7 protein-coding genes and 3 pseudogenes are annotated in these 12,578 nt (G+C 24.8%); 3 read left to right on the top strand and 7 right to left on the bottom strand.

Annotated elements, in window-relative coordinates; all coding sequences use genetic code 11:
- From BLO14_RS06005 to BLO14_RS05355, 4 genes and pseudogenes are all read right to left on the bottom strand, one after another.
- Nucleotides 1-68 (bottom strand): P52 family lipoprotein (locus tag BLO14_RS06005; RefSeq protein ID WP_143280330.1); only part of this gene is annotated, 68 nt, incomplete at its 3' end.
- Between the two features lie 669 nt (nt 69-737).
- Nucleotides 738-1,208 carry a P52 family lipoprotein gene (locus BLO14_RS05360; protein WP_091973788.1) on the bottom strand — a complete coding sequence of 157 codons (471 nt, stop codon included), beginning with the start codon at nt 1,206-1,208 and terminating at the stop codon, nt 738-740.
- Nucleotides 1,209-1,476: 268 nt separating this feature from the next.
- Nucleotides 1,477-1,677 (bottom strand): annotated as a pseudogene (locus BLO14_RS06250) (L-threonylcarbamoyladenylate synthase); the annotation flags it as partial.
- Nucleotides 1,678-2,977: 1,300 nt separating this feature from the next.
- Nucleotides 2,978-4,107, bottom strand: a pseudogene (locus tag BLO14_RS05355) (RNA-guided endonuclease TnpB family protein).
- Between the two features lie 158 nt (nt 4,108-4,265).
- Between BLO14_RS05355 and BLO14_RS05345 the strand changes: the two are divergent.
- On the top strand, nt 4,266-4,883 hold the full coding sequence (locus BLO14_RS05345; RefSeq protein ID WP_091973778.1) for a hypothetical protein: 618 nt from the start codon (nt 4,266-4,268) through the stop codon (nt 4,881-4,883).
- A 188-nt stretch (nt 4,884-5,071) separates the two neighbouring features.
- Here BLO14_RS05345 and BLO14_RS05340 read toward each other — a convergent pair whose 3' ends face one another.
- Genes BLO14_RS05340 through BLO14_RS05330 form a run of 3 tightly spaced genes read right to left on the bottom strand, consistent with a single transcriptional unit; the run spans nt 5,072 to nt 7,224 of the window.
- A complete protein-coding gene (locus BLO14_RS05340) occupies nt 5,072-5,821 on the bottom strand; it encodes a ParA family protein (protein WP_091973776.1) in 750 nt (249 codons plus the stop codon).
- A complete protein-coding gene (locus tag BLO14_RS05335; protein ID WP_091973773.1) occupies nt 5,797-6,336 on the bottom strand; it encodes a DUF226 domain-containing protein in 540 nt (179 codons plus the stop codon). Before BLO14_RS05335 ends, BLO14_RS05340 begins: the two co-directional genes overlap by 25 nt.
- Before the next feature lie 3 nt (nt 6,337-6,339).
- Complete coding sequence (locus BLO14_RS05330) at nt 6,340-7,224, bottom strand: plasmid maintenance protein (RefSeq protein WP_091973770.1); 885 nt, start codon at nt 7,222-7,224, stop codon at nt 6,340-6,342.
- Between the two features lie 553 nt (nt 7,225-7,777).
- On the opposite strand from BLO14_RS05330, the gene BLO14_RS05325 reads away from it, so the two are divergent.
- Together BLO14_RS05325 and BLO14_RS05320 are read left to right on the top strand one after the other, a co-directional pair.
- Entirely contained in the window at nt 7,778-8,377 is a 600-nt protein-coding gene (locus BLO14_RS05325) for a chromosome replication/partitioning protein (RefSeq protein ID WP_091973767.1), read from the top strand.
- A 1,239-nt stretch (nt 8,378-9,616) separates the two neighbouring features.
- A pseudogene (locus BLO14_RS05320) lies at nt 9,617-12,578 on the top strand (Eco57I restriction-modification methylase domain-containing protein); the annotation flags it as partial.

Below are 12,578 nucleotides of genomic sequence, written 5' to 3'. Positions count from 1 at the left end.
TGCTTATCAGGCAAATAACAACCCAATAAAGCTAATGTTATTATGCAAACACCAACCAAAATCCTCATATATACTCCTTCTCCACCTTACGCTAAAACAATCTACAAATATATAAGTTTGCCCAAATACTATTTTTAACAAACCTTTAAAAGTTCTGCCAAGTAAGATAGATCTCTCTAAAAAGACAAATATATACCAATTTTATCTTTTCTCAAGAATTGTTAAAATCCGCTTAGCACATTCAAGTAACTCAAATTATATTTTAGGAAGAAAATCCATCTCCCCACGTGAACTGCTATTTCTAAATCAAAGATTATAGAAATAGCATCTTGTTTCATCCCATGATAGCTTTTTAGGCTCTAAAAGAACGGTCATCCACTTAGAGCATGGTCCACAACACAAGCTTTACTTCAGGCAGCTCCTGCCTTAGTTTTTATTTTCTTGTAATACATCAAAAAATATATTCAAAATCAAAATAAATCCATTTATTAACATACATAAAACTAAATATGGCTGATCAAAAGTATTGTAAAATAAAGAGATTACCTTGCAATGAAAATATTTATACTCATAGAACAATTTCTAAAAATAATCGACAAATATTAATAATCAAAATCCTTCGGAGAGAAAATAATGATATTAATATTCATTATTAATTGAATGACTTAATCTACAACTACAAACATAACTTGCTTATTTAGCATTTTTTTGATTTAATTGTAAAAAGAAAAATCATTTCATACAAAAACACCAAAATCTTCTAATTTCAAGATTAGCGTTTTCCTTATATTTTTGAATTGCTGATCAAGAGTAGGCTCAATATAATCAAAACAATTGTCTTCATCTTCACAATCAGAATACATAAGATTAACTAGAAATACATCCTCAATGCATATATACAACAAAAAAACTTCTGTTTCAAATACATTAACACTTATTCTTGTTTTAATCTTACGAAATAAGTTAATTAATTGTTTAGCTTTTTCAGAGCCCAAACTTACAAAGAAATCGTCAAAATTTTTTTCATCGTAGTCCTCAAATAACGGCCATAAAGAATTAGAATCAATACCATTTTCTATCTTATTAGAAGATTTATTTTTTAATTCGTCAATAACCGCTTTCATGTCGCTTAAAACACAATATTCAACCGCACTCAATTTTAAATTAGAAAGTGTATCTTTTCTAGAAAAGAAATTATTATAGCTCATTTTATCCACTCTCATATAACTACTTGTATCTTGTGCTACTTATCGCAGCTCAAGATACAAGTTAAAACAAGACTTATCGAGTCGTAAGATACAAAAATTTACTAAATCCACAACTAATAATAAAATTAGTACACTCATAGTGAAAAAAAACCCTCTAAAATATTTTTCATCTACCTTAATCATAGCCAATCAAACTGAATGAACTCCCCTATTGAATAAATCTGCCCAAGCTAGCCTTGAAAATTTTGCTATTAATTGAGTATCCACGTTATTCATTTTTTATAAATTCACTAAGAACTAGTTTATAATTCTTTTCAGAGTTTACTAGTTCTCTATATAGATTTTGTGAGTATTCCTCGAAACAGCAAATACTGTAATATTTTTTTATTCCACAAAAATTAAATAAATAGGATTTTGGAGCAGACTTTGTAATGAGCATTTTTATGTCTTTATTCATATACTTTTTTATTTGGAGCTTTTCTATTAGTTATTTTTTTTCTTATTTTTTTTACCAAAACAATAAAAACCAAAAACTAATGGAATTTTCCATTCATCTTAACAAAACGGCCAATTAAACTGAATTCAAAATTTTACTAATCTAAAAAACTGAGTTAACCTTAAATTATTATTTGTGCCGTTTTTGAACCGACAAGCTCATACAAAAATTATTCCGATTTACAACAAAGTGAAAAAAGAAAAGTCAAAGGATTTTTAGAAGAAGAATTAATGAAGAAAGATGACTCAATAATAACGATACACCGGAATTAAAAACAACACGAGATAATAGTGGTTAACAAAAAGAAGTAGAAAAAGAAAAAGTAGAAAGAGAAAAAAATACCAACAATAGATAGTTATGATGATAGCGATGGAGAAAAAAGTCTTGAACATACTTTAAAAGATATCAATACTATATTTAAAAATATAAATATAGTTAGCCACACAATAAATACAAAAGATATTCAGGAAAAAATTGGAGATCCTACCTTTAATTTATATAAAGAGATAAATAAAAGCTCTTTTGGAGATGACATTGAAAATGAAAATGAAGACAAAACCCTCTTATGTCATTAAGAAGGGCTAGAACTTCATTTAACACTGAAAATGTATAAAACACAATAAACAATAAGAACAGAATTTTTATTAGTAAGCTATAAAAATTAAAAAATGTACTAGAAAGTCTTAAGAAAGTAATTGAAAAAGCAATAGAAAATTAAGATATACCTTTTTGTGAACTGCTATTTCTAAATCAAAGATTATATAAATAGCAGTTCACCTCAAGCTCTTTTCAATTTTTTTTAAGCACATGTTCTAAAGATTATTGAAACTTTTGATGAAATTTTTTTCTTAATTTACACACGGTAAATCAAGAAAAAAAGAAATAACCGAACTAATAATATAGACGAAAACATTGATGTCCAAAATGGAATTACAATTGCTATTTTTGACTAAATATAATTATAAAAAAAAGAATGCGATAGACAGCTTTTACTACAATAGCATTAAAGGCAAAATTATCATTTTTTTGATATGCTATTTCGTTTTATTCAGTTTTAACAACATCTATATAAGCTTGTACTTTCACACTTACATCTTTTATTGCCTCTATAAAAATATTTATTCAATATAATATCAGTAATATTAGAAAATGATTAGTGAACTACTATTTCTAAATCAAAGATTATAGAAATAGCTTCTTGTTTCATTCCATGATAGCTTTTTAGGTTCTAAAAGAACGATCATCCACTAGAGCATGGTCCACAAGCTTAACTTCAGGCAGTTCCTGCCTTAGTTTTTATTTCTTTGTAATAATTTTTAAGATTTAGAGCCGCATTTATATCCCTATCATGCAAAGTACTGCAGCCACTACAAGTCCACCTAGTATCACTTAATTTTAGAGTTGTATTTTTAATACTGCAATTGTTGCATAGCTTACTTGATGGGAAATATCTATCTGCTTTATGCAAATAGGATCCATACCACTCTGATTTATATGATAATTGTCTTACAAACTCATACCATCCTAAATCATTAACACTTTTGCCAAACATTCCTTTTTGCATACCTTTAATTGATAAGTTTTCTATTACTATATTTTTGTAATTAGCTGCAAAATAATAAGATAATTTATGTAAAAAATCTTTTCTTTGATTTGAAATTTTCCTATGCAACTTAGCAACTCTTAATCTAGATTTAGCCCTATTTCTAGAACCCTTTTGTTTTTTTGATAGTTTTTTTTGGTATCTCTTAAGTTTACTTTCATTTTTTAGTAAATATTTAGGATGATTGATTTTCTCACCCTCGCTACTTACTAAAAAGTGCCTCATGCTCATATCAATGCCAACTACCTCTTTTTTATTATCTTTAGTTTTATCATTATTTTTAACATCCAAGCACTCAACTGCTACTGAAATATAATATTTATCATCAGTATCTTTTTCTACTACTACATTTTTAATAACTTCATTGCTCTTAATATTTCTATGTAACGCCAATTTTACAAATCCTATTTTAGGTATCTTTATATAATCATTTTCTATTCTTATAGAGTTTTTTTGATTATTAGTTCTATAGGTTTGTCTATTTTTTTACTTTTATATTTAGGAAATCCATGCGTTCTATTTCCTTTCTTAATTTCTCTAAAAAAATTACTATATGCAGAATTTAAGTCAATTTAGGCATTGCAAAGAGCCAAACTATCAACTTCCTTTAGAAATGGAAATTCATTTTTATAATTACTTGGATTAACACTAAGACTTTTCTTATTCTTTTCATAATAGTCTTTCTTATCACTTAACATTTTGTTATACAAAAATCTTACACATCCAAATGCTTTTGAAAAATATTTCTTTTGATTAGTGTTGGGATATATTCTATACTTATAAGCTTTATTAGCACTCATTATTTTTAAATTATTATATTATATTTTAACTTACGTTACAAATTCATCTCCACCTATAATTTCATAGAAATTATAGGTAGAGTATTCTTTGTGATTACTTGATAAAAAATTTAATATATACTTTTAAATAAAGTAAATATTAAATTAAGGAGTGCAAATTGAAAAAATATGTTATTAATTTAATCTTATTTTTATTATTTTTTTCATGTGATCATTTTTCAAATGATTCTCAATTAGGCCAAAGATACAATTTTAAAGTAAAAGCTAAATCGGTTTTGAATCCTAATAATAAAGACAATATAGATATTGGAAAAGGTACTGATACTATAATTTGTATAAAAGAAGAAGACAGTAGAATTGTGGTTAAAGATTGTATTAATAATCAAGAGCTTTTTAAAGTAAAATCTAAAAGAAGGTATGATTTTAAAAAAGCTATGCTTCTCGGTGTTAAAACAACTTTAAAAGTTATAAATATTAACAGTAGTAACAAAAAATTAAATTCCATAAAAAAACATAAAGATAGTATCTTATTAGAATTTAAAGATAATAAGATATATATAATCCAATTATCTGAACTTAAAAAACATTTATTAAAAAACAAGAAAAAACCATTATTAGGAAGCCCTGTACCTGGGGGAGGAGATGCAGAATTTATAGATGACCCTGATGGCAGAATAGAAGCAGAATTAGAAGCGGAAAGAGAACAAGAGATGATAGAAAGAGAAGACTATGGGGAAGAAGAAGACGAAGAATTAGAAGAAGAAATAGGAAAATAAAAATCTAATGATTAAAAATAAGATCTTACTTTTTTATTATGTTCTTTTAAATTTTTCTAATTCTGGGGTCAATTTTAATAAGTACACCTACAAATAAATTTATAACTTATTGTTAGCATAATAACTAGAATTGCTAAAATTAACAAGCAAACTGCTATTTTTATATCAAATATTATAAAAATAGCAGTTCACAGTATATTTTTTAAAGCATTTTCAGCTTCCCTATAATAAATTTCTTTCAAAGAAGGCTCTAAAAGGTTGTTTATAAAAACTTTTATACTATTTGAAAAGTGAATTTTACCTTTTATATATTTACCATATTTTTTATACAAAACATCCTCCACCTCCTTTAAGGTATTCCTATTTTTAATAAATTGGTTTTCTATAATAGAAACATTGTATTTTTTATTTTTAATATTCTGAATATTGTTGATAGTTTCGGTTAAAATAGAAAAGCTTTCTATTGACCATCTTTCTACTTGAACTGGAATTATAATATGGTTTGTAACATTTAAAGCATTCTTTAAAAGGAAATTTCTACTAGGAGAAGTATCTATTATAATATAATCAAAATCAAAACTTTTTGTGCTTTTATTTAATCTAAATTCCAAAATAATCTCTTTATAATCTATATCATCGGTGTTAAATTTTTCTAAAACAGGATGAGAAGGAATTATAGAAATATATTCATTAATTTTATTTTCACATTTTTCAAAATAAGCATTTCCTTTTAAAAATTCATAAACATTATGTTTTTTGACATTAGAAATATATTTACTAAAATAAGAGGTTAAAGAATTTTGTGGATCTAAATCAATTAACAGTACTTTTTTGCCCAATTCTTTTAAGACATAAGAAAAAAGTATAGAAAGTGAGCTTTTTCCAACTCCTCCTTTTAAACTTGCCAGTGTAATTATAATTGGTTTTTTTTGATCCATTTATTTATAACTCCCCCATCCTTTAATTCTTTATTATAAAATTCATATACTTTTTTTTCCATTTTTTTCAAGTGTGATAAATTGAATTGATAATACTCAGTGTTTTCTTTATTTTTTCTTAGAAGTGTTCTTAAAGACTGAACATATGCTTTAATAGATCCATTTTTAAAGGCAAATTCTATATAATAAAGCTTTTTTATTGCATAAGTTTTATTATTTTCTTTTTTAAGAAAATAAGGTTTATCAAGTCTATCATATCTATATCTTATTTCTAAGAACTTGTCATCTTCTTTTAAAGGAAAAAGATTAAAAAAAAGAAAATCTTCAGCATTATTAAATTTTTGGAAAGTAAGTCTTAGTCTTTCTCCTTTGTTAGTGATTTTAAAACCGACCAAGTGTTTAAATATCTTTGTGTAGTATATTTTTCTAATACCTAATTCTTCAATTTTATTAAAAATAATTCTTTTTTCTATATTATTTTTTTTGTTTTTGAGCTTTTCAAGTAAATTATTCAAATTCTAATCCCTTTGTAAAATGTTCACTAAAATATTATTAGCTATAATACCAGCATGTCCTGAAAAACTAGTTGTTTTATTTACTTTCCATTTAGTATCGTAAGTGTCTTTAAATTCTCCTACAAGAGTATAGAAATCGGTTTTATAAGGTGCAACTTTTCTCATAAAGTGAATTTTATTTTTATAAACGTTTAGTTTAGATAAGAAAAATTCTTTAATATCTTTTACCTCATAATCATATTTCAGATAATTTTTAAAATCTTTATAGTTTAACAAAGCATTTTTCAACGTTTTAAATGGTTTTTTGGTGTTAGAAATTGTTGACTTAATTCTCTTGAAAAGAGAGTTTTCTATAGAATTCTTATTATATATATTTATATATTGTTTATTGTATACAGTGATATTTTCAGTGATATTTTGAGGTTTAAAAGACGCTTTCTTTTCCTTTACTTTCTCAATTAAGTCTACTTTAGTGCTACTAAAATATGCAGCAATTAATTTATGTGCAATAGGTGATACTTTATATATACATAGTTTTCCTTTGAATTCTCCAAAGTTATTTGAAAATGTTATTATTCTTTTTTCTAATGCCTGTAGCTTAACTAAGAATCTTAAATCCATTCTTAGAGTATTAATTGTAGTTTCTTTTTTATTTTCTTTATCTATGTTTGAGTTTAGTACACGCAGTATATCTCCTTGATGATGAACTCGCAGTTCTTTCAGTTTTTCAGAGTCAAAATGAATTCTATGTATTGATATATTATATTTTTTTTCAAACTCTTTATTTAGGTAAATAATAACCGAAATTATTTTTTTAAGTTTTTGGTCCCTTGAAAGTAGTTTATTAGATTTAATTTGGTAGTTATAATTAGATATAACAGCTTTCATTTTTTTGTCTCCTAGCTTAATGTATATTTGATGATTAATTCACAGTTAAAGATTATAATACACAAGATAATAAATTTCAACCTCTGTTGAAATTAAAGGTAAAAACCATTTTTAAGAATATTAAAACTAAAGGAGAATGCTAAATTTTTTGACAAAAAAGAATCCTAATGTGATGCAACAACTAGGATTAAACTTTTCAATAAACTCTATTAAAAATAGAATAATGAACAATACTCAAAGTGTCAAGAATTAGAAATAATCTAAAAAATATATTTTTTAGAACTGCTATTTTTAAATCAAATATTATAGAGATAGCTTTTTATTTCGTTCAGAACCGAACGAAATAATTTATTAGTATTTTTTGATAAAAAAACTAAATATTGACACAAATTTTAATTTGTGTCAATATTTACAAACAGATTGGCAGCATTAGATTTATTATATGTTTTTTTGTCTCATATTATTAGTGTAAATTTATTTTTTAGATTCGAATTAATATTTAAATACATAGAAATGTATACTTTAAAACAAAAAATAAATGCAGGAGGACAAAATGGGAAAAAAACAAAATAAAAAAGAGATGATTTTAAATGATAGATTTGAAGATTTTATTGATAAAAGTCAAAATTTAAATAATAATCAAGATGAAAATTTAATGATTTATAATGATTTAAAAGACCAGTTAAAGCTTAATTTAAAAGATGATATTGACAATAAAATTCAAAGAATGAAAATTTTATATGAAATTAAGCAAAAAGAACTTTATAAATACGATGGTTTTAAAAGTTTTGAACAATTTATAAAATCTTTTATAATTGCAAAAACCCAGGCTTATACATATTTAAAAGTTTATGAAAAGGTTTTGGAAGGTATTATTTCTATTGATAAAATTAAGGAAGTGGGGTTTAATAGCATATATCATGCTATACAAAAACAAGGGTTATCAGAAATAAATCAAGAAGATATTAATAAGAATAACAAAGAAAATGCCCCGATTAGAATTTTAATAAAAGATGCTAAATTATACGATTTTTGTAAAAAAGATACTAAAAGAGTCTATTTTATTTTAGAGGAGATTTTTAAAAGTAAAAAAGATATTTTATCAGAGATCATAATTAAATATGATAATTCTAAAAAGAAAAGGAATAAATAAATTTTCAAGTTTTGTTGACTTTAATGCTTGATTAATGCTAAAATACTACTTCTAGTAGGCTTAAGTTTATTTTGCCTAGTTTAATGTCGAAAAGATGCCCGGAAAAGGGGTTTTTTCATTTTAAAATCTAAATCCTAAGGTTTAGATTTTAGCTTTTTTCTATTAATAAAGCCTTTTTATTTTTTCGATAGTTTTATTTGATATTTTTTAAGTTTATTTTCATTTTTAGTAAATATTTAGGATGATTGGTTTTCCAATCTTTATTATTTGCTAAAAAATTGTAAATGAAAAACTTCGATTTATTTTTTAATTTTGGGAGATGATAATTATGAATGAAAAATGTTTAGCATTCATGCTGTTTTTGTATCGACAAACTTTTTCAATACTTATGCAAGCAGTAAAGATGTAAAAAATTTATAACAATATTTAAAAAAACAAGTTAAGGGATTTTTGTATACAAAAGTTGGAATAAAAAAATAACCCAGGGTGTTGTTGAAGCTCTAGGATTAAAAGAGATTGAAGAAAAGAGTCCGAAAAAATGGAAATTATTCTTAGTGTTGCTGGTACTGATATGAATGGGCAAATAAAGTTATTATTCATTATATCAATATGCTTACATAGCAAAGCTTTTCCCTGCAACAAGAGAGTGTTGCTACAGGTGTATTTAGCAATTTTATGTGATTAGGGGAATTGTTTTTGGTTGTTCTAATTGGCCGTAAGACCTTAAAAATGTTTAGTAGTATCGTTTAAAAGTTCATTTTTAAAGCACTGATAAATCTTAATAGTAATTTTTGTTATCAAAGGTACTTCCAGCCACGTCTCTTAAATATTACTTTATTTTGTTATCATTCTTATATTTATCATTGCCATTGCAGTTTTTTTATTGTTATTTTAATTGTCTTTTTACAGTCAATTGTTCCTTTAATGTAAGTATTAAGGGCTTAATTGTTTGCTGTTGACTTTCGAAAAGTCAACAGCAAATTCTTTTTGCTTTCAAGTATCTATAGAAAGCTAAGTATTTATTATTTTCTTTGAAAATGTCATTATCATTGGAATTACATCTGTTTGGCGTGAGTAAAAATGAGTAAAATAATATGTAGATAATTTTCATTTTAGCTTTTCTTGTTTTTAGTACAATATATTGAGCAATAAAAAAGTTTATTCTTATAATTATAGATTCTGTTTTTAGAAATATTGCTGTTTTTAAGCTTAGTTGTTTTAAAATGATAAAATAAAATAATGAAAACCAATGACATTGTAAAAACAAATGATCCAAACATGTCTCTTTATAAGGAGTTATCAAAAGACTTTATAAAAAAAGAAGATATTAGTAAAGTAAAAAGTTTTTTTCTTTTTTTTAAAAAATAAAGTTCAGACTATAGATGATAATTCTACAGAAGCAAATATAGAGTCTTTACTAAAATCTATATTTGAAGAATTAGCTTATTTGGTAGAACAACAGAAAGGTGGGCAAATAGATGGAAAACAGTCCAGGGTAGATATATTACTTTTTGAATGTGCTGAAGATAAAGTAAATTTTAATAAAAAATCGAAAGAATCTAAAAATAATAATGAGCCTATTCCAAATGAAGATATCTTACTTATAGCAGAAGTTAAAAGTCCTTCTTTTAACTTTGACTCAAAAGACAAGGCAGGAGAAGCAGAGGATCAACTTTATAGATATCTAAACCAATATCAAAAACATTATGGAATACTTTCAAATGGAAAAATATGGAGACTCTATGATAAATCAAAAGTACTTTATGGAGAAAAAAGATATATTGAATTTGATTTTTCTAAAATTGAAGAAAAAGAAGAGTATAAGGAACAAGATGGGTTTTTTTATTTAGCTATCTTATAAGAAAAGAGAGATTTTTAAAAAGAAGCAATGTAATAGAATCTGAAAAGGAAAAAATAGCTAAAGAAAAAGAGGTGATTGAGAAAACCTTAAGAGAGATACTTTATGAAAAACCAGATGACTGTATAGTATTTAAAATTGCAAAAAATATATATAAAGAAGAATTTAAACTATCAAGTAAAGAAATTACTAAATTTGATTTAGACAAGATATTTGAAGAGGCAATTATATTTATTTTAAGAATATTTTTTATTGTATATATTGAGGATAATGAGCCATTAAAGGAATATTGGAAGAAAGTATTGCATATAAATCTTATATGTCTTTTAGGCATTATTTTTACAATAAAGTTGTTAACAGAGAAGAAGGATATAGTAAGTTAATAACAATTTTTAATACTTTTGACAAAGGAAGTGATTTGATAAAGTTTCCTGTATTTAACGGGGGATTCTTTGCAGAAGATAAGGTTAAATATTTAAATAATGAAAATTTGCTAAGCGTTGATGAGCTTGAAGATATCTTAACTAAGATGCTATTTTTTAACAAAGAAAATGCTAAAGAGAATAAATTCGTAGAGTATTCAAAAATTGATCTGAAAAGTTTTGGAGAATTATATGAAACCTTGCTTGAATATGACCTTAGAATTGCAGATACCACTTTGTTTCGTATTATTGAAGATGGGATCTATCTTATTCGTACTGATGAAGATTTAAAAACAAATAAAATAAACAAAGTTGCTATATACTATAAAAACAATATTTACCTAACATCTAGGTCTCTTGATAGAAAGAAAAATGGAGCATATTATACCCCAGAAGATTTAACCGACTTTATGGTTGTATCTTCAATTGAAGAGCAACTTAAAACCAAGTTCCCTTTAGATATTAAAATAATTGATCATTCTTGCGGTTCAGGTCATTTTTTAATTTCTTGTCTAGATTATTTAACAGAAAAAGTATGGTATGAGCTTGATAAATTTAAAGATGTAAAAAAAGAGCTTAATAAGGAATATGAAAATATTGTTAATGAGGCTAAAAAATACAAGGTTCAGGATGCCATAAGCAAAGAATTAGTACTTAAAAGAATGCTACTAAAGAAGTGTATTTATGGTGTAGATATTAATCCTATTTCAGTCGAAATTACCATGCTAAGTTTGTGGATTAATACTTTTATTTTTGGAATACCATTAAGCTTTATTGAACATCATATAAAAGTAGGAAATTCTTTGCTTGGATATACTAAGGATGAATTTTTTAGCACTACAAAGGAAAAATTTCAAGCGGGCTATTCTTTATTTAAAAAAAGAATTGAAGAAATTACAACTATTTTAAAAGATAGTTATCAAAAAATTAAAGGTATTAATGACACTACTAAAGAAGACATAGAAAAATCTAAAAAGATATATAAAGAATATGAAGAAAGTGAAGATACAGATAATTTAAGGATAATATTTTCTTTAATTAAGCTTCATGCACTATCTTTTAATAGATCTTTAAAATTTAAAGATACTATAGAACTTAGTAGTACCCCTTATATAGCTGATTTAATTGAAAATATTTTAAATAATAAAACTTCTAGTGAAGATGAAGAAAATATAGAGAAAATTAAAAAGATAAACACTTATTACAAATTTTTCCACTATGGAGTTGAATTTCCCGATACTCGGGGAGGATTTGATATTGTAATTGGGAATCCTCCATGGGAGAAAACTAAGTTTAATGAATCAGAGTTTTTTGTAAAACATATTCCTAGCTATAGAAAACTAAATATAACGGATCGAAACAAAATAAAAAAAGAAATACTCAGTAAGGATAGTCATCCTTTAAATATCGAATACAATGAAGAAAAAAATAATATAACTATCATTAACAATATTTATAAATTTAATTTTAAAGACTTTACTAGTGGCGGAGATCCAAATCTTTTTAGATATTTCACTTCATTTAATTTAAAATTAATAAAACCAGGGGGCAATTTAACTTATTTAACCCCCTTTAGCTTTTGGAGTGAATATAGTTCTAAAACGATAAGAAAATATATATATATAGTTGCTAACTATAAGCTTAATTATATTTATCAATTTGAAAACAAAAAAAGATTTGAAGATGTGCATTCTAGTTTTAAATTTGCAATATTTCAACTAAGTAATAATAAAACTCCTACATCAAACTTTAAAGCAAAATTCATGATTCAGAGTGGTGATAATATTTTAAAAGAAATAACTAGGGATTTAAAAGACATCAAAGAAAATCCTTATAAAGGGATTGAATTAAATATAGAACAAATTAAAAAACTATCTCCTATTCAAGAATCAATAATAGAATTTAAAGACAATAAAGAATT

Origin of the sequence: Borreliella japonica (assembly GCF_900099615.1) — a bacterium.
Classification (GTDB): domain Bacteria; phylum Spirochaetota; class Spirochaetia; order Borreliales; family Borreliaceae; genus Borreliella; species Borreliella japonica.
This window is presented reverse-complemented; position numbering and strand designations above follow the sequence as displayed.